This is a genomic window from Kitasatospora setae KM-6054 (assembly GCF_000269985.1).
In the GTDB taxonomy this organism is placed as follows: Bacteria; Actinomycetota; Actinomycetes; order Streptomycetales; family Streptomycetaceae; genus Kitasatospora; species Kitasatospora setae.
Genome location: NC_016109.1, coordinates 2,098,196 through 2,122,997 on the forward strand (window position 1 = coordinate 2,098,196; position 24,802 = coordinate 2,122,997).

At 75.3% G+C, this 24,802-nt stretch carries 22 protein-coding genes; 14 read left to right on the top strand and 8 right to left on the bottom strand.

Annotated elements, in window-relative coordinates; translation table 11 throughout:
• Positions 1 to 16: 16 nt before the first annotated feature.
• Genes KSE_RS09280 through KSE_RS09290 form a run of 3 tightly spaced genes read right to left on the bottom strand, consistent with a single transcriptional unit; the run spans position 17 to position 3,636 of the window.
• Entirely contained in the window at positions 17 to 1,237 is a 1,221-nt protein-coding gene (locus KSE_RS09280) for an acetyl-CoA C-acetyltransferase (protein WP_014135032.1), read from the bottom strand.
• Positions 1,238 to 1,266: 29 nt separating this feature from the next.
• A complete protein-coding gene (locus KSE_RS09285) occupies positions 1,267 to 2,409 on the bottom strand; it encodes an acyl-CoA dehydrogenase family protein (protein WP_014135033.1) in 1,143 nt (380 codons plus the stop codon).
• Between the two features lie 12 nt (positions 2,410 to 2,421).
• Positions 2,422 to 3,636 (bottom strand): CaiB/BaiF CoA transferase family protein, encoded by a 1,215-nt coding sequence (locus KSE_RS09290; protein WP_014135034.1) that lies wholly within the window; start codon positions 3,634 to 3,636, stop codon positions 2,422 to 2,424.
• A gap of 186 nt (positions 3,637 to 3,822) precedes the next feature.
• On the opposite strand from KSE_RS09290, the gene KSE_RS09295 reads away from it, so the two are divergent.
• The 6 genes from KSE_RS09295 (at position 3,823) to KSE_RS09320 (ending at position 8,151) form a co-directional block, all read left to right on the top strand.
• Entirely contained in the window at positions 3,823 to 4,584 is a 762-nt protein-coding gene (locus KSE_RS09295; protein WP_014135035.1) for a GNAT family N-acetyltransferase, read from the top strand.
• A 147-nt stretch (positions 4,585 to 4,731) separates the two neighbouring features.
• Positions 4,732 to 6,240: a flavin-containing monooxygenase gene (locus KSE_RS09300; protein WP_014135036.1), complete on the top strand. Its 1,509-nt coding sequence runs from the start codon at positions 4,732 to 4,734 to the stop codon at positions 6,238 to 6,240.
• A 101-nt stretch (positions 6,241 to 6,341) separates the two neighbouring features.
• Positions 6,342 to 6,605, top strand: a complete 264-nt coding sequence (locus tag KSE_RS09305) for a DUF1876 domain-containing protein (RefSeq protein ID WP_014135037.1) — start codon at positions 6,342 to 6,344, stop codon at positions 6,603 to 6,605.
• Positions 6,606 to 6,764: 159 nt separating this feature from the next.
• On the top strand, positions 6,765 to 7,418 hold the full coding sequence (locus KSE_RS09310; RefSeq protein WP_014135038.1) for a Pr6Pr family membrane protein: 654 nt from the start codon (positions 6,765 to 6,767) through the stop codon (positions 7,416 to 7,418).
• Between the two features lie 47 nt (positions 7,419 to 7,465).
• Positions 7,466 to 7,756, top strand: a complete 291-nt coding sequence (locus KSE_RS09315; RefSeq protein WP_014135039.1) for a hypothetical protein — start codon at positions 7,466 to 7,468, stop codon at positions 7,754 to 7,756.
• Entirely contained in the window at positions 7,738 to 8,151 is a 414-nt protein-coding gene (locus KSE_RS09320) for a hypothetical protein (RefSeq protein ID WP_014135040.1), read from the top strand. Before KSE_RS09315 ends, KSE_RS09320 begins: the two co-directional genes overlap by 19 nt.
• 20 nt (positions 8,152 to 8,171) lie before the next feature.
• On the opposite strand, the gene KSE_RS09325 is transcribed toward KSE_RS09320, so the two are convergent.
• On the bottom strand, positions 8,172 to 8,984 hold the full coding sequence (locus KSE_RS09325; protein ID WP_014135041.1) for an IclR family transcriptional regulator: 813 nt from the start codon (positions 8,982 to 8,984) through the stop codon (positions 8,172 to 8,174).
• Positions 8,985 to 9,186: 202 nt separating this feature from the next.
• Here KSE_RS09325 and KSE_RS09330 point away from each other — a divergent pair, with 202 nt between their 5' ends.
• From KSE_RS09330 to KSE_RS09340, 3 genes are read left to right on the top strand one after another with little or no spacing between them, the layout of a single operon-like run.
• Positions 9,187 to 10,485: a sugar ABC transporter substrate-binding protein gene (locus tag KSE_RS09330; protein WP_033259368.1), complete on the top strand. Its 1,299-nt coding sequence runs from the start codon at positions 9,187 to 9,189 to the stop codon at positions 10,483 to 10,485.
• Between the two features lie 43 nt (positions 10,486 to 10,528).
• Positions 10,529 to 11,503: a carbohydrate ABC transporter permease gene (locus KSE_RS09335; protein ID WP_014135043.1), complete on the top strand. Its 975-nt coding sequence runs from the start codon at positions 10,529 to 10,531 to the stop codon at positions 11,501 to 11,503.
• A gap of 53 nt (positions 11,504 to 11,556) precedes the next feature.
• A complete protein-coding gene (locus tag KSE_RS09340; RefSeq protein WP_231873350.1) occupies positions 11,557 to 12,387 on the top strand; it encodes a carbohydrate ABC transporter permease in 831 nt (276 codons plus the stop codon).
• A gap of 45 nt (positions 12,388 to 12,432) precedes the next feature.
• On the opposite strand, the gene aroA is transcribed toward KSE_RS09340, so the two are convergent.
• On the bottom strand, positions 12,433 to 13,665 hold the full coding sequence (aroA, locus tag KSE_RS09345; protein ID WP_014135045.1) for a 3-phosphoshikimate 1-carboxyvinyltransferase: 1,233 nt from the start codon (positions 13,663 to 13,665) through the stop codon (positions 12,433 to 12,435).
• A 289-nt stretch (positions 13,666 to 13,954) separates the two neighbouring features.
• Positions 13,955 to 15,571 carry an ABC-F family ATP-binding cassette domain-containing protein gene (locus tag KSE_RS09350; protein ID WP_014135046.1) on the bottom strand — a complete coding sequence of 539 codons (1,617 nt, stop codon included), beginning with the start codon at positions 15,569 to 15,571 and terminating at the stop codon, positions 13,955 to 13,957.
• Between the two features lie 379 nt (positions 15,572 to 15,950).
• Between KSE_RS09350 and KSE_RS09355 the strand changes: the two genes are divergently transcribed.
• The 3 genes from KSE_RS09355 (at position 15,951) to KSE_RS09365 (ending at position 19,070) form a co-directional block, all read left to right on the top strand.
• Positions 15,951 to 17,597, top strand: a complete 1,647-nt coding sequence (locus KSE_RS09355) for an ABC-F family ATP-binding cassette domain-containing protein (protein WP_033259380.1) — start codon at positions 15,951 to 15,953, stop codon at positions 17,595 to 17,597.
• A gap of 129 nt (positions 17,598 to 17,726) precedes the next feature.
• On the top strand, positions 17,727 to 18,404 hold the full coding sequence (locus KSE_RS09360; protein ID WP_014135048.1) for a nitroreductase family protein: 678 nt from the start codon (positions 17,727 to 17,729) through the stop codon (positions 18,402 to 18,404).
• A 72-nt stretch (positions 18,405 to 18,476) separates the two neighbouring features.
• Positions 18,477 to 19,070, top strand: a complete 594-nt coding sequence (locus tag KSE_RS09365; protein WP_014135049.1) for a GNAT family N-acetyltransferase — start codon at positions 18,477 to 18,479, stop codon at positions 19,068 to 19,070.
• A gap of 82 nt (positions 19,071 to 19,152) precedes the next feature.
• Here the strand turns inward: KSE_RS09365 and KSE_RS09370 are convergent, their stop codons facing one another.
• Positions 19,153 to 19,794 carry a TetR/AcrR family transcriptional regulator gene (locus KSE_RS09370; RefSeq protein ID WP_033259370.1) on the bottom strand — a complete coding sequence of 214 codons (642 nt, stop codon included), beginning with the start codon at positions 19,792 to 19,794 and terminating at the stop codon, positions 19,153 to 19,155.
• Positions 19,795 to 19,940: 146 nt separating this feature from the next.
• On the opposite strand from KSE_RS09370, the gene KSE_RS09375 reads away from it, so the two are divergent.
• Positions 19,941 to 20,573, top strand: coding sequence for an FMN-dependent NADH-azoreductase (locus KSE_RS09375; RefSeq protein WP_014135051.1), 633 nt, complete (start codon positions 19,941 to 19,943; stop codon positions 20,571 to 20,573).
• Between the two features lie 53 nt (positions 20,574 to 20,626).
• Here the strand turns inward: KSE_RS09375 and KSE_RS09380 are convergent, their stop codons facing one another.
• Complete coding sequence (locus KSE_RS09380; RefSeq protein WP_014135052.1) at positions 20,627 to 21,175, bottom strand: hypothetical protein; 549 nt, start codon at positions 21,173 to 21,175, stop codon at positions 20,627 to 20,629.
• A 386-nt stretch (positions 21,176 to 21,561) separates the two neighbouring features.
• On the opposite strand from KSE_RS09380, the gene KSE_RS45735 reads away from it, so the two are divergent.
• Entirely contained in the window at positions 21,562 to 24,702 is a 3,141-nt protein-coding gene (locus tag KSE_RS45735) for a hypothetical protein (protein ID WP_014135053.1), read from the top strand.
• Positions 24,703 to 24,802 lie beyond the last annotated feature (100 nt).

Here is a 24,802-nt window from a genome sequence, read left to right on the forward strand (position 1 = left end):
CGGGCGGGCGGGTGGCTCAGGCGGTGACGCGCTCGATGACGGTGGCGATGCCCATGCCGCCGCCGACGCACAGGGTGGCCAGGCCGTAGCGCAGGTCGCGGCGCTCCAGTTCGTCGATCAGGGTGCCGATCAGCATCGCGCCGGTCGCGCCGAGCGGGTGGCCGAGCGCGATCGCGCCGCCGTTGACGTTGACCTGGTCGGGCCGGAAGCCGAGTTCGCGGATGAAGCGGAGCGCGACGGCGGCGAACGCCTCGTTGATCTCGACCAGGTCGATGTCGGCGGCGTCCAGCCCGGCCTTGGCGAGCGCCTTGCGGGTGGCGGGGGCGGGGCCGGTGAGCATGATGGTCGGCTCGGAGCCGGAGACCGCGGCGGAGACGATCCGGGCCCGCGGGGTGAGGCCGTAGCGCTCGCCGATCGCGCGCGAGCCGATCGCGACCAGCGCGGCGCCGTCCACGATGCCGGAGGAGTTGCCCGCGTGGTGGACGTGGTCGATGGACTCCACCCAGTGGTACTTCTGCAGCGCGACGGCGTCGAAGCCGCCGAGTTCGCCGATGTCGGCGAAGGACGGCTTCAGGCCGGCCAGCGACTCGACCGTGGTGCCGGGGCGGATGAACTCGTCGCGGCCCAGCACCACCAGCCCGTTGCGGTCGCGCACCGGCACCACCGAGCGGTCGAACAGGCCGTCCGCCTGCGCCTTCGCGGCGCGGGCCTGCGACTCGGCGGCGAACGCGTCCACGTCGGTGCGGGTCAGGCCCTCGATGGTGGCGATCAGGTCGGCGCCGACGCCCTGCGGGATGAAGCCGGTCTCGTACGCGGTCATCGGGTCGGCGAACCAGGCGCCGCCGTCGGAGCCCATCCGGACCCGGGACATCGACTCGACGCCGCCCGCCAGGATCAGCTCCTCCCAGCCCGAACGGACCTTCGCCGCCGCCAGGTTGACGGCCTCCAGGCCGGACGCGCAGAAGCGGTTCTCCTGCACCCCGGCCACCGTGTCGGGCAGCCCGGCGGCGATCGCCGCGACCCGGGCGATGTCGGAGCCCTGGTCGCCGATCGGGCTGACCACGCCGAGCACGACGTCGTCGATCGCGGCCGGGTCCAGGGTCGGGAACCGGCGGCGCAGTTCGTGGATCAGGCCGACCACCAGGTCGATCGGCTTGGTGCCGTGCAGGGACCCGGTCTGCTTGCCGCGTCCGCGCGGGGTGCGGATCGCGTCGTAGACGTACGCTTCGGTGGTCACGGTGTGGCTGCCTCTCAGGCGGGGAGGGTTCAGGAGAGCAGGGAGCGGCCGACGATCTCTTTCATGATCTCGGTGGTGCCGCCGTAGATGGTCTGGACGCGCCCGTCGGTGAACGCCCGGGCGACCGCGCTGTCCCGCAGGTAGCCGGATCCGCCGTGCAGCTGCAGGCAGCGGTCGGCGGCGCGCTTCTGCAGTTCGGTGGCCCACCACTTGGCCATCGAGGCGTCCACCGGGGTGAGCGCGTACCGGTTGTGCTCGCGCACGCAGCGGTCCACGAAGGCCCGGGTGACGGCGCACTCGGTGGCGAGTTCGGCGATCTCGAACCGGACGTGCTGCAGCCGGGCCAGCGGCCGGCCGAACGCGGTGCGCCGCTTGACGTACCCGATGGTCTCGTCGAGGACGGCCTCGGCGGCGGCGATCGCGGCGACCGCGATGGCCAGCCGCTCCTGGGCGAGGTTGCGCATCAGGTAGAGGAAGCCCTGGTTCTCCTCGCCGAGCAGGTCGGTCTTCGGGACCCGCACGTCGTGGAAGAACAACTCGGCGGTGTCCTGGGCGTGTTGGCCGATCTTGTCGAAGTTGCGGCCGCGCTCGAAGCCCGGCGCGCCGCGCTCGACCGCCAGCAGGCTCAGGCCGTGCGCGCCGCCCTCGGCGGTGGTCCTCGCGACCACCACGACCAGATCGGCCAGGATGCCGTTGGAGATGAAGGTCTTGGCGCCGTTCAGCAGGTAGTGGTCGCCCGCGTCGACCGCCGTGGTCCGGATCGCCTGCAGGTCGGAGCCGGTGTCGGGCTCGGTCATCGCGATCGCGGTGATCAGCTCGCCGGAGCAGAAGCCGGGCAGCCAGCGCTCCCGCTGCTCCTCGGTGGCCAGGCCGGTCAGGTACGGGCCGACGATGTCGTTGTGCAGGCCGACGGCCAGGCCGCTGGCCCCGGCCCGGACGAACTCCTCGGCCAGCACGGCGGCGAACCGGAAGTCGGGGCTGCCCCCGCCGCCGTGGCGCTCGTCCACGGCCAGGCCGAGCAGCCCGGCCTTCCCGGCGGCCAGCCAGGCCGACCGGTCGACGATGCCCTGCCGCTCCCAGCGGGCGTGGTGCGGGGTGACCTCCCGGGCCAGGAAGGCCCGGACGGTGGCGCGGAAGTCCTCGTGCTCCTCGGCGTAGAGCTCGCGCTGCACGGGCTGGTCCCTTCAGGAGTCTTGCGGGGCAAGGGGGTTGGCGGCGGCCGGGGCATCCAGGGCGGCCGGGGCCTCCAGGGCCTTCAGCGCGTCCAGGGCGGCCAGGGCCTCCAGGGCGGGGACGGCCCAGTCGCGGGCCACCTCGGCGGTGTGCGCGCCGGGGACGGCGGGCGGGGTGCGCAGCGCGGCGGGGGTGGCGGAGAAGCGCGGGGCGGGGGCGGGCTGCGGGGTGCCGCCGTGCTCGGTGTAGCTGCCGCGGGCGGCCAGGTGCGGGTGTTCGGCGGCCTCGCGGAGCGCCAGCACCGGGGCCACGCAGGCGTCGTGGCCGGCGAACAGCTCCGTCCACTCGGCCCGGGTGCGGGTGGCGAACCGGGCGGCGATGGCGGCGCGCAGTTCGGGCCAGCGCGGCAGGTCGTACTGGTCGGGGGCGTCCGGGCCGAGTTCCAGCAGGCGGGCGAACTCGGCGTAGAAGTGCGGCTCCAGCGGGCCGACGGCCATCCAGCCGCCGTCCGAGGTCGGGTAGGTGCCGTACCAGGGGGCGCCGCCGTCCAGCAGGTTGACGCCCCGGCGGTCGTGCCAGAGTCCGGCGTCCATGAGGGCCCACAGCATGGTGGACAGGTGGGCGGCGCCGTCCACGATCGCGGCGTCGACCACCTGGCCGGTGCCGGTGGCGCGGGCGTGGTGCAGGGCGGCGAGCAGGCCGACCACCAGGTAGAGCGAGCCGCCCGCGTAGTCGCCGAGCAGGTTGGCCGGGATCGCCGGCGGCCCGTCGGCCGGGCCGATCAGTCCGAGCAGGCCGGAGGTGGCCAGGTAGGTGACGTCGTGCCCGGCGCGCGGGGCGAGCGGGCCGTCCTGCCCCCAGCCGGTCATCCGGCCGTAGACCAGCGCGGGGTTGCGGGCCAGGCAGTCCGCCGGGCCGACGCCGAGCCGCTCGGCGACGCCCGGGCGCCAGCCCTCGACCAGCAGGTCGGCCCGGGCCGCCAGGTCGCGCACGGCGGCCGCGCCCGCGTCCGTCTTCAGGTCGAGCAGCACGGACCGCTTGTTCCGGTTGGTCAGGTCCCGGGCCGGCTCCGGCCCTAGTCCCTGCCCGCCGGGGCGGTCGACCCGCACCACGTCCGCCCCGAGGTCGGCGAGCAGCATGGTGGCGAACGGCCCGGGCCCGATGCCCGCGAGCTCCAGCACCCGCACGCCCGCGAGGGGGCCGGCGGGGGGTGTTGCGTGGGTCATCGGCGACCGCCTCCCGGGTTTGACAGCGACGCTGTCACAGTGGCGATGATAAGGACGTGACTCGCCGGTAACAAGAGCCCGGACCCGGCCACCGCCCCCACCTGCGACGGGCCCGGAAAGACGGGTGGCGGCCCCGGCCGGTGCGGGACCATGGGGTGACCGATCCGACCGGGAGGACAGCGACCCATGCGCGATCTCGACCTCGACACCGACTCCAATAGCCCCGGCGGGCTGGACACCGCCGTCCTCGACGACCCGGTGGGCGCCTCGCTGGCCGGGGCGCACGCGCACCTGGCGCGGCGGCGCGGGCGGGCGGTGCGCTACGACCCGGAGGTGGCGGGCTTCAGCAGCGTCGGCGTCCGGCCCGGGGCCGGCGCCTGGGACGACCTGGCCGGGCTGCTGGGCGCGGGCGAGTTCGCCGACCTGTTCAGCTGTCCGGCGCTGCCGCCGGCCGACTGGGGGCCCGAATTCGTGCTGGCCGGGCACCAGTTGGTCCGGGTCCGGGAGGTGCGTCCGGCGCTGCCCGCCGGGCTGCGGGTGGTCGAGCTGGGCGCCGCCGACGTGCCCGAGATGCTGGCGCTGGTGGAGCGCACCCGGCCCGGCCCGTTCCGGCCGCGCACCCGTGAGCTCGGCACCTACCTGGGCGTCCGCGACGGCGACGGCGACGGCGATGACGGGGACGGCGGCGGCGCGCTGCTGGCGATGGCCGGCGAGCGCCTGCGCCCGCCGGGCTTCACCGAGGTGTCGGCGGTCTGCACCGCTCCGGAGGCACGCGGCCGCGGCCTGGCCGCGCACCTGGTCGGCGAGCTCGCGGCCCGGATCGGCGCCCGCGGCGAGCGCCCGTTCCTGCACGTCGCCGCCGCCAACACCGGCGCGCTCGCGCTGTACGAGCGGCTGGGCTTCGTCCGGCGGGCCGACGTGGTGTTCCGCGGCTTCCGCGTTCCCTGAGCGCGTCCGCCCGGGCCCGCCCGGCTGGTCGGGGGCCGACAGCCGGGCGGGCCCGGTGTTGTCCGCTTCCGGTCTGGGCGGCGGCCGGGTCCGTTGGCGATCATGGGAGGGTCCGTCCGCCGTCCCCGTCCCGCTGGGAGCCGCCCCGTGCCTGCCGCCCGTCCCGCACCCGTCGCCGCCGTCGAGGGGCCGTGGGCCCGCGGCCGGGTCGAGCACCTGGACGTGCTGGTGGTCGGGGCCGGGATCTCCGGGATCGGGGCGGGCCGGCACCTCGCGGTCGCGGCCGAGCGGCGGAGCTTCGCGATCCTGGAGGCCCGGGAGGACTGCGGCGGGACGTGGGACCTGTTCCGCTACCCGGGCGTCCGCTCCGACTCCGACCTGTACACCTTCGGGTACGCGTTCAAGCCGTGGCGCCGCGAGGAGTCGATCGCCGACGGCCCGCAGATCCTGGCCTACCTGCGGGAGACCGTCCGCGAGTACGGCCTGGAGCGGCACATCCGCTACCGGCGGCGGGTGGTGGGCGCGTCCTGGTCGAGCGGGGCGGCGCGCTGGACGGTCGTGGTCGAGCACACCGGCACCGGCGAGCGCACCACGCTGACCTGCGGCTGGCTGTTCTGCGCGGCCGGGTACTTCCGGTACGACCGCGGCCACGCCCCGGCGCTGCCCGGCCTGGAGCGGTTCGCCGGCCCGGTCGTCCACCCGCAGCACTGGCCCGCCGGGCTCGACCACGCCGGCCGGCGCGTCCTGGTGGTGGGCAGCGGCGCGACCGCGGTGACGCTCGTCCCGGCGCTGGCCGCCACCGCCCGGCACGTGACGATGCTGCAGCGCACCCCGACGTACGTGATGCCGGTGCCGCGCCGGGACGCGGTCGCCGTCGCGCTGAAGCGGCTGTTCGGCGAGCGCCGCGGCCACGCGCTGGCCCGGCGCCGGAACCTGCTGCGGCAGCGCGCCTCCTGGGCGTTCTGCCGGCGCCACCCGGCGTTGGCCCGCCGGATCATCCGCCGGGCCAACGCCCGCCTGCTGCCGCCCGGTTACCCCGTGGACGAGCACTTCCGGCCGCCGTACGACCCGTGGGACCAGCGGCTGTGCGCGACCCCCGACGGCGAGCTGTTCACCGCGATCCGCAGCGGCCGGGCGTCGGTGGTCACCGACCGGATCGAGCACTTCACCGAGGCGGGCGTCCGGCTCGCCTCCGGCCGGGAGCTCGCGGCGGACGTCGTGGTCACCGCGACCGGCCTGGACGTCCGGGCCTTCGGCGGCCTGGAGCTGACCGTCGACGGCCGGCCGGTGCGGCCCGCCGAGACCGTCGCCTACAAGGGCGTGATGCTCTCCGGCGTGCCCAACTTCGTGTACGCGCTGGGCTACACCAACTCCTCCTGGACGCTCAAGATCGACCTGCTGTGCGCCCACTTCGGCCGGCTGCTGGCACACATGGACCGGCACGGCCACCGGTCCTGCCGCCCCGAACCCGCCGACCCGGCGATGCCGGTGCGTCCGCTGCTCGACTCCGCGGCCGGCTACCTGCGCCGGGCCGCCGACCGGCTCCCCCGGCAGGGCGACCGCGGCCCGTGGCGCGCCCCGGCCGGCCACCGCGAGGACGTCCGACTGCTCGGCGCCGGGCCCGTCGACGGGCCCGAGCTGCGCTTCTCCCGCTGACGGCGGCCGGTTGACGCCCGACCGCCCCCGGACGGAGGCTGGAAGGGAGCGAGGCGCGCCGGCCGCCCGGGCGCCGGTGCGCGCCGGGAAGGTGAACCGCCATGCAGAACCACTGGATCGTCGACCTGACCTTCGACGAGGACGAGTCCCGCACCACCTGCACCGCCGCGCTCAGCGGCTTCAGCGCCCCGGGCGCCCGCGGCACCGGCACCGCCCGCCGCAACCCGGCCGACGAGGCCGACAGCACCGTCGGCGAGGAACTCGCCGCCGCCCGGGCCTGCGACGACCTCGCCCGGCAGCTGATCGGCCACGCCGCGCGGGGCGTCGAGAGCCACACCCACACCCCGGCGCAGCTCTCCTTCTGAACCCCGCCGGGCTTCCCCCGGGCTTCCTTCCGGGGGCGGCTCGGGCGGCCCGCACCGCCCCGACCGGTGATCTTTTCCGACCGTCGAACCGGCGGGTAGAGTGCGGCGATCTGTCGTGCCCACGGGGGGCACCGCCGAAACGAACGTCCGGTGAACCGCATGACCGTCTGGGCCCGTCCCGCCACCTGGTGGCGCAGCGCCATCGTCCTGTCCGCGTTCCTGGGGATCTTCCTCAGCAACAGCTCACTGGTGTACTTCACCATCCAGAGCAACGTGATCGTGCTCGGCTACTTCCTCGGCGCCGTCTACTGGACGGCCCGGCGCGACACCGCCGACGCCCCGGCGCCCCGGCTGCGCGGCGCCGCCGTCCTGTACATCACCATCACCGGCATCGTCGCGCACGTGCTGCTCAACCACGGCGAGAACCCGCTGCCCGGCCTGTTCTCCGGCCCCGACCGGCTGCAGCACTGGTCGAGCTTCTTCCTGCACTACACCACCCCGCTGCTGGTCCTCGCCGAGTGGCTGGTGTTCTCCCCGCGCAACGCCTCCCGCTGGCGCGACCTGCCGCTCTGGCTCTCCTACCCGCTCGGCTACGCGGTCCTGACCGAGACCCGCGCCATCCTCTTCCCGGACTTCCCGGTCCGCTACCCGTACTTCTTCCTCGACCCGACCGAGCAGGGCTACGCCTGGGTCGGCCTCCAGATGGTCCAGCTCGTCGCCGAGTTCGCCGTCCTCGGCGCCCTGGTCATCGGCCTCGACCGCCTCGGCACCAAGCTCCGCCGCCCCCAGCCCCCGGCCCCCGCCGAGGTCTGACGGAGCGCCGCCGGGACGATTTCCCACTGCTTTGATAATCTCGGTCCATGACCGAGAGCGAGAGCACGTACGGCATCGGCGACGGTCCGGCCACCCGGGTCAGCCTCTCGCTGCCCGAGGGCACCGCGGCGGCGATCCGCGACCGGGTCGGGAAGCGCGAGTTCTCGGCGTTCGTCGCCGCGGCCGTCGAGCGCGAGCTGCGCGGCCGGATACTGGACGAGTACCTGGCCGACTACGAGCGCCGCAACGGGCCGATCCCGGCCGCCGCGCAGGAGCGCGCCCGCGCGGTGTTCGACGAGGTCTTCGCCGGGGAGAGCGAATGGCCCGCCGCAAGCTGAGCCACGAGGGCACCCTGGTGCTCGACTCCGAGGGGCTCTCGCTGCTGCTGGCCGACCGCGAGCCGGTGGTCGCACTGGTCGCGGAGGCCCGCGCCCGGGGCCTGGAGGTGGTGATCAGCGCGCTGACCGTCATCGAGGCGGTCCACGAACGGACCGACCGCGCCAGGCTTCGGTGGCTGCTCTCCGGCCTGCGGATCGCGCCCGTCGGCGAGGAGGAGGCCAAGGCCGCGTCCGCCCTGCTGCTCGCGGCCGGCCTGCACGGCCACACGTACGCGATCGACGCCGCGGTGGCCGAGCTCGCCCTCCGGCAGCAGCGGCCGGTGGTGGTGCTGACCTCGGACGTCGACGACCTCGCCAGACTCTGCGGGGACCGGGTTCGACTGGTCGCCGTGTAGCCCGGCCCGCGCGCGGCGGGTCAGCGGGTGGAGCCCATGGTGCGGGAGACGCGGGCGGCGGTGGCGGCGACGACGGGGCCGAGTTCGCGGGCGCGGGCGGCGGTGATGCGGGAGGTGAGGGCGGAGGTGGAGATGGCGCCGATGACGGTGTTGTTGTGGTCGAAGACGGGGGCGGCGATGCAGCGGACCTCGGGTTCGTTCTCGCGGTCGTCGACGGCGTAGCCGCGGCTGCGGATCCGGGTGAGGTCGGCGCGCAGGGCGGCGGCGGAGGTGAGGGTGCGGGTGGTGATGGCGGGGAGGCCGTCGGCGACGACGGTGGCGAAGGCGTCCTCGGGGAGCCAGGCGAGCATGGCCTTGCCGACGGCGGTGCAGTACATCGGGGCCCGGCTGCCGATCCGGGAGGCCATCCGGACGGCGGTCTCGTTCTCGACCTTGTCGACGTAGACGACGTACGGGGCGTCCGGGACGCAGAGGTGGACGGTGCCACCGACCTCGCGCATCAGCTGGTGGGCCTCCTCGGAGGCGGCGGTGCGCAGGTCGAGGGTGGCGAGGTAGGCCTGGCCGAGCCGGAGGGCGCCGGGGCCGAGCCGGAAGTGGCCGGTGTCGCGGTCGCGGGCGAGGAGTTGGGCGTCGACCAGCGGGGCGGCCAGTCGCAGCACGGTGGACTTGGACATCTCCAGGCCGTCGGCGAGCGCGGTGAGGCTGAGGTCGGTGCCGGCCGCCGCGTGGTCCCGGACGTGTTCGAGCACCGCGAGGGCGCGGCGCAGCGACGCGGACTGGTTGCGTTCCGGCCGGCCCTCGGCGGGTCGGCTCTCGGCGGCGGTGCTGGTCATGGGGTGTGACGCTACGGCCCGGCCGGGCTCGGTGCCAGTTCCGCAGCACATCGTTTTGCAGTGCAGAACTTTCGCGGTCTGCTCTTGTCGCCGTGCCCGGAGAGTTTCTAACGTCCCGCTCACACCGATCCCCCACTGCATGTCCCGGTTCGTCCCGGGGTGCGCAGGTGCGTCCCGCTGCGGCGAGGAGATGACGTTGAGCATGAAGAAGCTGGCCCGTGGTGCCGCCCTTGCCGTGCTGGCCGGCACCGTGGCCACGGCCTGCGCGCCGGGTACCGCGAAGACCGCGACCTCCGCGGACAAGCAGACCGGCACCGTGAAGGTCTGGCTGTACGACGAGGCGAACCGGGCGCCGAAGGAGCAGGTGGTGGCGCAGGCCGTCGCCGACTTCAAGGCCAAGCACGCGGGCGTCGAGGTCGAGGTGTCGTACATCCCGACCGACGCGGGCCCGCGCGCCGAGAAGATGAAGGGCGCGTTCAACGACCCGTCCTCGGCGCCGGACGTGGTGGAGTTCGGCAACACCGACCTGTTCGGCTACACCGCCTCGGGCGGCCTGGCCGACATCACCTCCGACCTGGCGAACTGGGAGGAGGGCAAGGACCTGCCGCAGGACCTGAAGGACACCGCGGTGGTCGACGGCAAGACGTACGGCCTGCCCTGGTGGCTGGGCGTGCGCGCGCTGTACTACCGGACCGACGTGTTCACCGAGCTGGGCCTGCAGGCGCCGACCACGTACGACGAGCTGAAGTCGGCGGCGGAGAAGGTCCGGGCCGCGCACGGCGACCTGCTGGGCATCGCGGTCGGCGGCAAGTACACCTTCGGCGCGCTGCCGTTCGTCTGGGCGAACGGCGGCGACCTGGCGACCAGCAGCGGTTCGGCGTACACCTCGTCGATCGACTCGGCGCAGTCGCAGGCGGGCGTGAAGCAGTACACCGACCTGTTCACGGACGCGATCTGCCCGGCGCAGCAGTGCGCCGACCTGACCGGCGGCAAGACCGTCGAGGCGTTCGCGGCGGGCAAGGCCGGCATGGCGATCCTGCCGAACTCCTCGCGCAGCGCGGTGGAGGCGGGCGCGGCGAAGGGCAAGTACGCGATCGTGCCGCTGCCGGGCACCGCGGCCGGGAAGATCGCCCCGGCGTTCTCCGGCGGCAACGACCTGGGCGTGATGAAGTCGACCCAGCACCGGAGCCTGGCCGCCGACTTCATCAAGGAGCTGGCGTCGAAGAAGAACCAGCTGGCGCTGTTCGACGCGATGGGCAACCTGCCGACGCTGACCTCGGCGCGGGCCGAGGTGGTGCAGAAGCAGCCGTGGCTGAAGCCGTTCACGGACACCATCGCGGCCGGCACCAAGTTCGTCCCGAAGGACGCCGCCTGGGCCAAGATCGACGCCCAGAGCGTGGTGCCGACCATGCTGCAGAAGGTCATCACCGGCAAGTCCGACGTGGCCGGTGCCACCAAGGAGGCCGCGGCCGCGATGAACGCCTCGTTCAGCGGCAAGTAGTCGGCGCGTAGTCGAAGTCCCTTAGAGGAACCGGAAGTTGTCGATGCCTGCCACGACCGTCACCGCCCGGGCGGACCAGGGGGACTCCCCCGTCCGCCCGGCGGGCGGCGCCCCCGCCGGGGCCCGCCGCCGCCCCGGGCTCCTGGCCCGGATCCCCGTCCCGCTGTGGCTGCTGCTGCCCGCCGCCGTGGTGCTGATCCCGCTGTTCGGCTACCCGCTGTACCAGCTGGGCCTGCTGTCGGTGCTCAAGTTCGGGCAGCCGCAGGCGTCCGGCGGGGTGCCGACCGAGTTCGTCGGACTGTCCAACTACTCCGACGTGCTGGGCGACGCGCAGTTCTGGTCGGTGCTCGGCCAGACCCTGGCGTTCGCCGCGTTCTGCGTGCTGACCACCCTGGCGGTCGGCGCGACCTGCGCGGTGCTGCTGACCCGGGTCGGCCGGTGGCCCCGGCTGATGCTGATGTTCGGCGCGCTGGGCGCCTGGGCGGCGCCGGCGATGACCGGCTCCACGGTGTGGATGTTCCTGCTGGACACCAACAGCGGCCTGGTCAACGAGGTGCTCGGCACCCAGGGCCACAACTGGATGTACGACAAGTGGTCGGCGTTCGCGATGGTCGCCGTGGTCGTGGTCTGGCACAGCTTCCCGTTCGTGATGATCACCCTCTACGCGGGCATCCAGGCCATCCCGGACTCCGTGGTCGAGGCCGCCCGGCTGGACGGCGCCGGCACGGTGACGATCTTCCGGAAGATCATGCTGCCGATGCTGCGCCCGCTGCTGGTGATCGTGGTCATCCAGTCGATCATCTGGGACTTCAAGGTCTTCACCCAGATCTACGTGATGACCGGCGGCGGCGGCATCGCCGGCCAGAACCTGGTCCTCAACGTCTACGCCTACCAGAAGGCGTTCGTCGCCGAGAACTACAGCCTCGGCGCGGCGATCGGCGTCCTGATGACGCTGATCCTGCTGGCCGTCACCGCCGTCTACATCCGCAGCCTGCGCCGCTCCGGGGAGGAACTGTGAGCAGCACGTCCCCTTCCACCAAGCCCTTCGCGGCCAGGCGCCGCGACAACCGGGTGCTGCGGCAGGGCGCCAACGCGGTCGCCGTGGTGCTGGCGCTGCTGACGGTGTTCCCGCTGTACTGGATGGTGCTGTCGGCGCTGAAGCCGAAGGGCGAGATCACCTCGGCGCACCCGCGGCCGTGGACGTTCGCGCCGACGCTGGAGAACTTCCGCAACGCGCTGGGGGTGTCCGGGTTCGGGCGGTACTTCCTGAACAGCCTGGCGGTGGCGGTGGTCGTGGTGGTGGTGTCGGCCGCGATCGCGTTCCTGGCGGCGGTGGCGCTGTCCCGGTTCAGGTTCAGGTTCAGGACCACCATCCTGATCATGTTCCTGGTGGCGCAGATGGTGCCGGTGGAGGCGCTGACCATCCCGCTGTTCTTCCTGGTGCGCGACATCGGGTCGGTGGCACCGGGGTTCGGCCTGTCCTCGCTGGGCTCGCTGATGCTGGTGAACCTGGCGTTCTCGCTGCCGTTCGCGGTGTGGATGCTGCGCGGCTTCGTCGCGGCGGTGCCGGAGTCGCTGGAGGAGGCGGCCCGGATCGACGGGGCGAGCCGGTTCACCATCCTGTGGCGGATCCTGTTCCCGCTGGTCGCCCCCGGCCTGGCGGCGACCAGCGTGTTCTCCTTCATCACGGCGTGGAACGACTTCGTGTTCGCGAAGACGCTGATCCTGGACACCGACCACCAGACGCTGCCGGCCGCGCTGATGGTGTTCTTCAAGCCGGACGAGAACGACTGGGGCGGCATCATGGCCGCCTCGACCCTGATGACCGTGCCGGTGCTGGTCTTCTTCGTGCTGGTCCAGCGGCACATGGTGTCGGGCCTGGGCGGCGCGGTGAAGGACTGATCCCGCCCGCCGCCCCTCCCGCACCCCCTCCGCCGTCTGGGCGGCTCAGCCCTCGGGCTGGGCGGCCCAGGCGGCGAACGCGTCGTGGAAGCCGGGGAAGGTCTTGCGGACGCAGCCCGGGTCGTCGTAGCTGGTGCCGGGGGTGCGCAGGCCGGCCACCGCGAAGGACATCACGATCCGGTGGTCGCCGTGGGTCTCGATCTCGACCGGCTTCGGGCTGCCGGGGCGGATCTCGATCCAGTCCCGGCCGGTGGCGACGTCGATGCCCTGGCGGCGCAGGTTGTCGGCGCAGGCGTCCAGCCGGTCGCACTCCTTGACCCGGGTGTTGTAGACGTCCTCGATCCGGATCGGGCCGGAGGCGAACGGGGCGATCGCGGCGAGCGTCGGCATGGTGTCGGAGATGTCGCGCATGTTGACGGTGCCGCCGGTCAGGGTGCCGCCGGTGACGGTGGTGGCGTCAGTGCCGATCTCGACCTTCGCGCCGAGCCGCTCCAGCACCTCGACGAACTTCAGGTCGCCCTGGAGCGCGCCGCGCCCGAGGCCGGGGACGGTCACCTCGCGGCCGGTCAGCGCGGCGGCGGCGAAGAAGTACGAGGCGGTGGAGGCGTCCGGCTCGACCGGGTACCGGGCGGCGGTGTAGCCGCCGGCCGGGACGTCGAACACGTTCCCCTCGCGGGCGACCTCGACGCCGAAGCTGCGCATCATCGCCAGGGTGATCTCGATGTACGGCGCGGAGACCAGGTCGGTGACGTGGATCCGCAGGCCGGTGCGGGTCAGCGGGCCGAGCAGCAGCAGCGCCGTCAGGTACTGCGAGGACAGCCCGGCGTCGAGCGTGACCTCGCCGCCCTCGACGCCGGACGCCTCGATGCTCAGCGGGTGGTGGCCCTCGGCGCCGCGGTGCTCCAGCCGGACGCCGAGGTCGCGCAGCGCGGTGGTGAGCGGGCCGAGCGGGCGGCGGCGCATCTGCTCGGAGGCGTCGAAGTGGAAGGTGCCGTGCCCGGCGGCGGCCAGCGTCGGCAGGAAGCGGGCGGTGGTCGCGCCGTCCCGGCAGAACACCGAGGCGCCGTCGACGCCGGGGCCCTGCGGGCGGCCGGTGATCCGCCACTCCCGCTCGGCGCGCTCCACCTGGTAGCCGAGGGCGCGCAGGCCCTCGGTGAAGCCCTCGGTGTCGTCCGACGCCAGCGGCCGCACCAGGGTGGTGACCCCGTCCGCCGCGGCGGCCAGGAACAGCGCGCGCGCCGTGACCGACTTCGAACCGGGGATCTCGACCAGCGACACGGCGCACCCTCCAGGGAGCAACGACGGAAACGGCAGCGGTGGAACGGCACAGCGGGGCGGAACGGCAGAACGGGACACAGCGGGCACAGCGGGCACAGCGGGGTGGAACGGGGGCGCGGCGGAACGGGAGCGGGCGGCGGCGGTGCGGCCGGGCCCGTTCCTGATCCTGCCCTCCCGGCGGCCCCGGAGGGCCTACCGTCCCACGGTACGGACACCGGGGTGGGACGGTCGGCCCGGCCGGGGCGGGCGTGTCAGCTCGGAGCGGGAGTGTCAGCTCGGGTCGGGAATGTCAGCTCGGGTCGGTCGGGCGCAGTTCACCCCCGTCCCACTCCAGCCAGCGGGTGATGCCGATCTCCCGGAGGAAGGGGCGGTCGTGGCTGGCGACGATCAGGGTGCCGCGATAGCCGGCCAGGGCCTGGGTGAGCTGGCGGACGCTGGCCAGGTCGAGGTTGTTGGTCGGCTCGTCGAGCAGCAGCAGCTGCGGCGGCGGGTCGGCCAGCAGCAGGGCGGCCAGGGTGGCCCGGAAGCGCTCGCCGCCGGAGAGGGTGCCGGCCGGCTGGTCGGCCCGGGCGCCGCGGAACAGGAAGCGCGCCAGCCGGGCCCGGACCTCGTTGTCGGTGGCGGCGGGGGCGTGCGCCTTGACGTTCTGGAAGACCGTCCGCCCGTCGTCCAGCACGTCCAGCCGCTGCGGGAGGTGGCGGAGTTGGACCGGGGTGGCGACCAGGCCCTCGGCGGGGGCGAGGTCGCCGGCGATGGTGCGCAGCAGGGTGGTCTTGCCGGAGCCGTTGCGGCCGACCAGGGCGATCCGCTCGGGGCCGCGCAGTTCCAGGTCGATCCGGCCGCGGCCGCCGTGGGCCAGCCGGACGCCGTCCAGGGTGAGGACGGTGCGGCCGGGCGGGACGGCGGTGCGGGGCAGGTCGATCCGGATCTCGGCGTCGTCGCGGACGGCCTCCTCGGCGGTGGCGAGGCGTTCCTTGGCCTCGTTGAGGCGTTCGGTGTGCATGCCGCGCAGCCGGCCGGCGGTCTCCTCGCCCTTGCCCTGGAGCTTGTCGGCCAGCGCCTTGGGGTCGTTGCGCCGGACCGAGCGCTGCTTGCCGTAGGCGGCGGACTTGGCGAGCCGCTGACTGGCCTCGACCAGGTCGCGCTTCTGGCGCTTGACGTCGGCCTCGGCGTTGCGGACCAGGCGTTCGGCGGTCTCCTGGGCGTTCTCCAGCGCCTCCTGGTAGGCGCTGAAGTTGCCGCCGTACCAGGTGACCCCGCCGTCCCGCAGGTCGGCGATCTGGTCGACCCGCTCCAGCAGTTCGCGGTCGTGGCTGACCAGCAGCAGCACGCCGGGGAAGCCGGCCACCGCGTCGTACAGCCGGGCCCGGGCCTGGCCGTCCAGGTTGTTGGTGGGCTCGTCGAGCAGCAGGACGTCGGGGCGGCGCAGCAGCAGGGCGGCGAGGTGCAGCAGGACGGCCTGGCCGCCGGAGAGTTCGCCGGTGGTGCGGTCGAGGTCGAGCTGGTCGAGGCCGAGCCGGTCGAGGGTGGCGCGGGCGCGCTCCTCGACGTCCCAGTCGTCGCCGACCGCGGTGAAGTGGCGCTCGTCCACGTCTCCGGACTCGATGGCGTGCAGGGCCTCGCGCTGGGCGCGGATGCCGAGCGTCTCGTCGACCCGGCGGTCGGCGGCGACCGTCAGGTCCTGTGGCAGGTAGGCGAGTTCGCCCGCGACCCGGACGGTGCCGGCGGTGGGGGTGAGCTCGCCGGCGATCAGCCGCAGCAGCGTGGACTTGCCGGCGCCGTTGAGGCCGACCAGGCCGGTGCGGCCCGGGCCCACGGCGAGGTGGAAACCGCTCAGCACCGGGCGGCCGTCGGGCCACTCGAAGCCGAGGTCGGTGCAGAGGATCGAGGTGGTGGGTTGCGCCATGGGGGCCTCCTGGAGGTCGCCGCGTAGGGAAGGGGGAGCAACACGGGAGACACCGGGGACGCGGGAGCGAGAAGGGCCGTCGCGGGGGGAACGCAGAAAACCCGCACGGGAGCCGTGGATCGCCGCCCAGCCGAGGTCGCACTCGCGCCCGCACGCCTACTGACCCGGAAAGGACACGGGTGTGGCGTGGCGCGGTGTCTCATGACCTCAGACGAGCAACGGCCTTCTCCAGACGTGCGGGGTTGTGACGTCTTCGAGGGTACGGAACCCCCGGCGGCCGCCGCAACGGAATTAGGTCCCGACCGCCCGGCCCGCCTGGCGGGGCGCCCGCCGGGCCCGTCCGGAGGGCCGCGCGCCGCCGCCTAGAATCGTGGTCATCATGACTGCCACTCTCGTCGTCAAGGACCTCGCCGCCGGCCACGGCGAGCGCACGCTGTTCTCCGGGCTGGACCTGGTCGTCGCCCCCGGGGACGTGATCGGCCTGGTCGGGGTGAACGGCGCGGGCAAGTCCACCCTGCTGCGCCTGCTCGCCGGGCTGGACGCCCCGGAGGGCGGCAGCCTCAAGCTGAGCCCGCCGACCGCGAACGTCGGCCACCTGCCGCAGGAGCCGGAGCGCCGGGAGGGCGAGTCGGTGCGCGACTTCCTGGCCCGCCGCACCGGCGTCGCGGCCGCCCAGGCCGCGCTGGACGAGGCCACCGAGGGCCTGGTCGAGGGCCGCCCGGGCGCGGACGACGCGTACGCGGAGAGCCTGGACCGCTGGCTGGAGCTGGGCGGCGCGGACCTGGAGGAGCGCGCCGAGGAGGTGGCCGGCTCGCTGGGCCTGAAGGTCTCGCTCGACCTGCCGATGACGGCGCTGTCCGGCGGCCAGGCGGCCCGCGCGGGCCTGGCCTCGCTGCTGCTGTCGCGCTACGACGTGTTCCTGCTGGACGAGCCCACCAACGACCTGGACCTGGACGGCCTGGAGCGGCTGGAGGCGTTCGTGAAGGGCCTGCGCGCGGGCACCGTGCTGATCAGCCACGACCGCGAGTTCCTGGCCCGCACCGTCACCCGGGTCCTCGAACTCGACCTGCACCAGGGCCAGGTGAACGTGTACGGCGGCGGCTACGAGGCGTACCTGGAGGAGCGGGCGATCTCCCGCCGGCACGCCCGCGAGCAGTACGAGGACTACGCGGACACCAAGGCGGGCCTGGAGGCCCGCGCCCAGATGCAGCGCAACTGGATGGAGAACGGCGTCCGCAACGCCCGCCGCAAGGGCGGCGACAACGACAAGAAGGCCCGCGCGCAGCGCGCCGAGTCGACCGAGAAGCAGGCCGCGAAGGCCCGGCAGACCCAGCGGATGATCGAGCGCCTCGACGTGGTGGAGGAGCCCCGCAAGGAGTGGGAGCTGCGGATGGAGATCGCCGCCGCGCCGCGCTCCGGCTCGGTGGTGGCCACCCTGCGGGGGGCCGCGGTGAAGCGCGGCGGGTTCGCGTTCGGCCCGGTCGACCTGCAGGTCGACTGGGCGGACCGGGTGGCGATCACCGGCGCGAACGGCGCGGGCAAGTCGACGCTGCTGGCGGCGCTGCTGGGCCGGCTGGAGCTGGACTCGGGCTCGGCGGCGCTGGGTTCGGGCGTGCGGGTCGGCGAGGTGGAGCAGGCCCGCGGGCACCTGTTCGGCGGCGACGCCGGGCGTCCGCTGCTGGAGGCGTTCTCGGCGGCCGTGCCGGAGCTGAACCCGGAGGACGTCCGCACCCTGCTGGCCAAGTTCGGCCTGAAGGCGGTGCACGTGCTGCGCCCGGCCGGGACGCTCTCGCCGGGCGAGCGGACCAGGGCGGCGCTGGCGCTGCTGCAGGCCCGCGGGGTGAACCTGCTGGTGCTGGACGAGCCGACCAACCACCTGGACCTGCCCGCGATCGAGCAGTTGGAGGCCGCGCTGGCCTCGTACACCGGCACCCTGCTGCTGGTCACCCACGACCGGCGGATGCTGGAGGCGGTGCAGGTCAACCGCCGGCTGGTGGTCGCGGACGGCAAGGTCGGCGAGGTCTGAGCCGAACCCCGGCGCGGGGTTCGGCGCGAGGCCGGGCCCGGAGCCCGGCCCGGGCCGGTACTTGCCGATGATCGCCAACCGCCCCCGGCCGTCTTCCGCCGGGGGCGGCGGTGTGCTGTGCTGGCGCCCATGGCTGACCTCGACCCCTCCCCGGCGCCGTCCCACCCGACGACGCCGCTGCTCCCGATGCACGTCCCCGCCCACGAGGCGACCGACCGCTGCCGGGACTTCCACCGCGTGATGGACCAGCGCCGCACCGTGCGCGACTACTCGACCCGCCCGCTGCCCGAGGGGGTGCTGGAGTGGGCGGTGCGGACGGCGGCGACGGCGCCGAGCGGCGCGCACGTGCAGCCGTGGCGGTTCGTGGTGATCACCGATCCGGAGCGCAAGCGGCGGCTGCGGGAGGCCGCGGAGGCGGAGGAGCGCGAGTTCTACGACCACCGGGCCTCCGAGGAGTGGCTGGCGGCGCTGGCCCCGATCGGCACCGACTGGCGCAAGCCGTTCCTGGAGGACGCGCCGGCCGTGATCGTGGTGTTCGAGGTGCACAAGGGCCCGAACTCGCCGCGCCCGTACTACACCAAGGAGTCGGTGGGCATCGCGGTCGGCTTCCTGCTCTCCGCGCTGCACCAGGCGGGCCTGGCCACGCTGACCCACACCCCCAGTCCGATGCGCTTCCTGAACGAGGTCTGCGACCGCCCGGCGGAGGAGCGCGCGGCGTACGTCATCCCGGTCGGCTACCCGGCCGAGGACGCCCGGGTGCCGGACCTGGTCCGCAAGCCGCTGGACGAGGTGATGGTGCGGCTCTGACCGACCGACCGGCCGGGTGGTGGTCCGGATATCCGCTGGTCGGCGGGTTCGTGCATGGCGCATACTCCGTTCATGAGCCACTCCGCCGACGCTCCTGACACCGCCGTGCGCCCGGTCAGCACCGGCCGCCCGCCCGAGCTGCTGCCCCTCGGCAACGGCGCGCACCTGCGCCGCCGCCGGCTGGCGGACGCCGCGGCGCTGAACGCCGCGGTGATCGCCAACCTCGACCACCTGCGGCCGTGGATGCCCTGGGCCCGCACGGTGCCGACGCTGGCCGAGAGCGAGCAGCTCTCGGCCAGCGGCGAGCAGGTCTGGGACCGGGGCACCGACTTCATGTACCTGCTCGGTCTGGACGCGGAACCGGCCCTGGTGATCGGCGGCTTCGGCCTGCACGGCCGGATCGGCCCCGGCGCGCTGGAGATCGGCTACTGGGTGCACCGGGAGCACACCGGCCGCGGCCTGGCCACCGCCGCCGCCCGCGCGCTGACCGACGCGGCGCTGGCCCTGCCCGGGATCACCCGGGCCGAGATCCACTGCGACGAGTCGAACGCCGCCAGCGCCGCCGTGCCGCGCCGGCTCGGCTACGCGCTGGACCGGATCGACCTGGCGGAGCCCACCGCCCCGGCCGAGACCGGCCGCAAGATGATCTGGGTGACCGGCGCCTGAGCCGCGCACGGACGAGGGACGAGAGGGGGACGGCCTGCGGGCCGTCCCCCTCTCGCGTGCCCGCCCGCCCCGCGGCGCGCGTTCAGCGCCGGGCGAGCCGTTCGACCAGCGTCTGCCAGCTGTCGCCGAGCCGGGTGTCGAGCTCGCCGCCGCCGCAGGGCCCGGACGGTTCGGGCGGCAGCCGGTCGGCGGTCAGGAAGAGCAGGGCGGGGCCGTCGAGCGCGCTGGTCAGCTGGACGGCGAGGGTGTCCGGGTCGGGGAGGCCGAGGCCGGCCTGGCCGAGCAGCATCCGGATGTGCGGGTGCGAGAAGCCGGCGCCGACCAGTGGCGGGACGGGGCCCTTGCGCTCCAGTCCGGCCCGGGCGATGTCGCGGCGGTCCAGCAGGAAGGACGTCCGGGCGCGGCCGTAGGCGATCAGCCGGTCGACCGGGTCGGCGCCGGGGCCGAGCGGCGGGGGGCCCGCGAGCACCTGCTCCTGGAAGCGGTACTCCTCGGCGTCGAGCAGGGCGCGGAAGATCCCGGCCCGGGTGCCGAAGCGGCGGAAGACGGTGCCCTTGCCGAGGCCGGCCCGTTCGGCGAGGCCGTCCATGGTGACCTGGTCGACCCCGGCCTCCGCGATCATCGCGCGGGCGGTGCAGAGCAGGGCTTCGCGGTTGCGGGCGGCGTCCGCCCGCTCGGCGGGGGGCCGGCCGAACGGGATCAGGTTCACCGGGGGGCTGTCCATGACCACAATTTACCCGCAGCGAGAAACGGGGTAAAGTCCGCTTACGTCGAGTGCGACGCCGCCCGGCCCGCACCGCCCCGTTCGCCATGCCCGTTCGCCATGCCCGCCCGCCCGCCCCGGCCCGGGCCCGCCCCGAGGAGTTCCGCATGCACCTGTTCCGCCTGGACGCCAGCATCATCCCCGGCACCTCGACCAGCTCCGAGCTGGCCGGCACCGCCGAGGCCGCGTGGGCCGCCGCCCACCCGGAGGGCACCGTCACCCGCCGCAACCTGGGCACCGACCCGCTGCCCGGCGACGCCTGGACGCACGCCACCCTCGGCGCCTTCACCCCCGAGGACCAGCGCTCCGCCGAGCAGCGCGCCGCCGTCGCGCTCGGCGCCGAGCTCGCCGAGGAGCTGCGCTCCGCCGACGCCGCGATCATCGCCGTGCCGCTCTACAACTGGGGCGTCTCGCAGCACTTCAAGACCTGGGTCGACCTGGTCATCGCGGGCGCCGGCCCGACCGACGAACTGCTCAAGGACAAGCCGGTCGTGCTGGCCACCTCGCTCGGCGGCGGCTTCGCCCCCGGCACCCCGCGCGAGGGCTGGGACCACTCCACCCCGTACCTGGAGCGCATCCTGCGCGACGTCTGGGGCGCCGACCTGACCACCGTCCGCCGCGAACTGACCCTGGCCCAGGTCAACCCGGCGATGGAGTCGCTGCGCGGCCTCGCCGCCGAGTACCACACCCAGGCCCTGGAGGCCGCCGACGCGGCCGGCAAGGCCCTGGTCCGCGGCTGACCCGCACCCGCCCGACCCCGTGACACCCCTGAGGGCGCCGCCGAGCGGCGCCCTCAGGCGTTCGCCGCCACCGCCGCCCAGACCCGCGCCGCCAGCTCCGCCGGGGGCCGCCCGCCGTCGACGGTCAGCGCGCAGCCGGCCCGCAGCGGTTCGACGTACCGCTCGTGCGCGTCCCGCCGGTGCGCCAGGTAGTTGCGCAGCAGCACCTCCAGCGGGAAGCCGCCGCGCACGCACTTCCGGTCGATCTTGCGAACCAGCCGCAGGTCGGCCGGCAGGTCGACGAACACGTCCAGCCGCCGGTCCCGGCCCGCCCCGGCGAGGCGGGCGAACAGGCCCTCGACGATCACGAGTTCGGCCCGCCGGAGCGCGGCGGCGAGGTCGGCGTCCAGCCGGGCGGCGTCCACCGAGTCCGGGTGGCCGACATCCAGCCGCGGCACCCCGTTCTCGTCCGGCGCCCAGACGCCCCGGCCGGGCCCCGGCTCGACGTGGTAGTAGTCGTCCCCGTGCAGCACCGCCACCGGCCCGGCCGGGGCGCTCACCGCCAGCGCCGCGGCCAGGGTGGTCTTCCCGGCGCCCGCGCCGCCCGTCAGCGTCAGCAGCATCCCGCTCCCCCCTCGCCCCCCTCGCCCCCCGGGCCCGCCCCGCGCCGGGCCGCGTCGATCTTCGCACGGCGGGCGGTTCGGCCTCGAACCGGTGCTGGCGGCGAAGGGAGCCTTAAGCGCGGCTGAAGTGCCCCGGGAACGCTTGACGGTCCTCGGCGACCCGGGCATTTTGAGTGCACGGAACGGTTCGCCGCTCCGCGCACGGTGATTCAGAACCCGTCTCCTGGACGGGTGTTGGGAACCAACCCCCACACGGCCCGGTCCGTCGCGCTCCCCCACAGTCAGTAAGCGCGGCCGACCGGGCCGGTTCCCACTCCCCGCCCGCCGCGGCCCTGACCGGCCGGGCCGACCTGCTGGCGGACCGGCTGACCGATCCGGACCCCCTGGTGCGCGGCCGCGCCGTCGACGCGCTGCGCACCCTGCCCGGCCTGGACGAGGCGGTGCTCGCCGCCTACCCGCACGCCTCGTTCGCCGTCCGGCGGGCGATCCGCCGGACGGTGGTCCGCGGCCGGCGCGCCGAACTCGCCGCCCGGCTGCTGCCGGTGGCCCGCGCGCACTGGGGCGAGGCCGAGGCCGCCACCCTGCTCGCCGCCTGCCCGCCCGCCGTGGTCGCCGCCGAACTGCCGTCGCTGGCCGTCGCGCTGCGCTCCTGGTCGGTCCTGGCCCGGCGGCACCCGGACGCCGTCCTCGACCACGTCGAGCGCGAACTGGCCGCCCGGGCCGCCGACCCGCGCGCCGACTGGTGGCAGCGGTACGGGGCGCCGGTCGCCGCCGTGCTGCCGCTGCGCCCGGCCCGGGTCCTCGACCTGCTGGAGCGCCGCCCCGGCCGGACCGTGCCGCCGCCGGTCGCCGCCGGCTTCGGCCACCTGCTCGCGGTGGACGCCGAACGCGCCACCGCCTGGCTGGCCGACCCCGAACGCCCGCTCCCGTCCTGGGAACCCGCCCCCAGCCGGACGGTGCTGAACCGGCTCGCCGCCGCCGACCCGCCCTCGCTGCCCGCGCTGGGCCGCCGCTGGCTGCCCGAACCGCGCCTGTTCGCCGCCCTGCTGCGGGCCGTCCCGCCCGCCCGCCGGGCCGCGCTCCTGGACGCCGCCGCCGACCGGCAGCCGCAGGACGCCACCCGGCTGACCCTCCCCGTGCTGCGCCTGCTGCCCCGCGAACGCCGCCACCGGGAGGCCCGCCGGCTGCACGCCGAACAGGCCGCCAAGGGCTGGCCGGAACGCCGACTGCTCGACTACACCGCCCTGCTGGCCCCCGCCGAGGCCCGCGCCGACCTGCTGGCGCTCACCCGGCGCCCCGACCCGGCCGAACGCTCCGAAGCCTGGGCCCACCTGGTCGCCGCGGCCGCCGCCGACCCGGACCCGGCCGCGCCCGGCACCCTGCTCGCCGACCTGGTGGCCCGGCTGCGCAACGAGCAGGACCCGGTGCGGCAGCGCGCGCTGACCGCCCTGACCGTCTTCCCCGCCGCGCGCCTCACCGACGCGCACGCCGACGCCCTCACCGCCCTGGCCACCGACGCGCTGGACGCCCGCGACTGCTCGCACGCCACCCGCGGCGCGCTCACCACCGTCGCGCTCCGCGTCATCGAGGCCCACCCCACCGGCGCCCGGCCCGACCTGCTCACCCACGCCCTGCTGACCCTCGAACAGCTCACCGCCCGCGGCGGCCCGCTCCACCTCCCCCCGCTCGCCCGCCGCCTGCGCCGCGGCCAGGAGCGCGAAGTGCTCGCCGCGCTGCGCCCCTGGCTGGACGCCGAACGGCCGGAGTACCGCCACCGGCTGCTGTTCGCCCTCACCCGCGCCCTCGGCGCCCGTGCCGAACACCTGCCGGAACTCGACGAGTTGCTCGCCAAGGCCGCCCTCGACAGCGACGAGCGGACCGCCGCCGAGGCGCTGGAACTGTGGCTGCGGCCGCGCGCCGGACGCACCGCGAAGGTCCGGGCCGCGCTCGCCCACGACCCGTCCGCCGTGTTCTGCGCCTCCGTCGCCGACCACCTGGGCGCCGTCGCCACCGACCTGCTGGACGCCGCCCTCGCCGAACGGCCGCCCACCGGCCGGTTCCTGCGCCCCGGCGACCACCGCCCGCTGCCGCCCGCCCACCACCCGGACCGCTGGACGCCCCGCCAGGTCGCCCGCGCCGCCGACCTGCTCGGCGAGATCGCCGCCACCGCCTGGCGCACCCGCGAACAGCGCGCCACCGCCCTCTGGCACGCCGCCCGCCTGCCCGGCGCCGGCGCCGCCCTGCTCCGCCGCCACCTCGACGACCCCGACCCGCTGCTCGCCGACACCGCGCTGGACTCCCTGCCGCTCACCACCGACCCCGCCGCCGCCCTCCCCGACCTGCTCGCGCACGCCGGCGACGACCGCGCCAAGACCGCGCTGTACGCCGCCGGGAAGGCCGCCCGGCACACCCCGCCCGGGGAACTCGCGCCGCTGCTCGCCGAGTTGGCCGTCCGCACCACGGGCAGCAAGGTCACCTCCCGCAAGGAGGCCGTCCGGCTGGCCGCGGCCCTGCTGCCGCCCGCCACCGCCGCCGAACTGCTCGCCGCCGCCTTCCACGCCCCCGGCCAGCACCCCGACGTCCGGGCCGCGGCCGCCGCGCACTGCCAGGACCTGCTGGACGCCGAACCCGTCTGGGCGCTGCTCGCCGAGGCCGCCGCGGCCTCCGAACCGCAGCTGCGGCAGGCCGTCGTCGGCCGGCTCCCGCACCTGCTGCCGGAACGCCACCGGGCCCGCTACGGCCGCCTGGTGGCCGCCGTCGCCGCCCGGCCGGGCGAGCAGCCGGAGGCGGCCCGGGCCGCGATCGCCGCCCTGCCCGAGTGGGTCCGGCACGCGCCGGAGGCCGCCGACGCGCTGCCCGCCCTGGTCGCCGCCCCCGACCGGCGCGCCGTCTGGGCCGCCGCCTCGCTCGCCCTGCGCACCGTCGCGCTCTCCGACCGCCCGCACCCGGCCGGCGGCGCCGAGCCCGGCAGCCTGCTGCACCGCGCCCTCACCGCCCTGCTCGACCTCCCCGCCCCGCCCGACCCCTCCACCGCCCGCGACCAGCCCGCCCGTCAGCGGATCGCCTCCCTGACCACCCTGCCGGTCACCCGCCGGTTCCCCGCCGTGCTCGACCGGATCGACGAACTGCTGCGCCCGCACGAGGAGTTGCTCGACCTCCGGGCCGCCCTGCTGGCCCGCGCCGCCCGCCCCGCCCAGCCCGGCTTCGGCCCCGCCGCGGACCGGCTCGCCACCGCCCTGGCCGACCGCCCGCTGCTCGCCGCCCGCCTCGCCGCCCCGCTGGCCGCCGCCATCGCCGGCACCTCGCCCCTCCCGACCGCCGCCGACACCGCCGCCCCCGCCGCCCTGCTCGCCCTCCTCCCCGGCCGCACCCCCGCCCTCGGCCTGCTCGCCACCGCCCTCGCCGACGTCCTCGGCACCCGCTGCGCCTGGACCGGCGGCTGGCTCCCGCTGCTCACCGCCCTGCGCGCCCACCCCGACCCGGACGTCCGCGCCGCCGCCCGCGCGGTGGTCGTCGCCCCGGAATGACGGGGGCGAAGTGAACACCCGGCGCGCCGAGTTGACGGTCCACCACGAGAGGGTGACGTTTCGTCCGCATTGTTGACCATCCGGGTCCGTTCGGGACCAC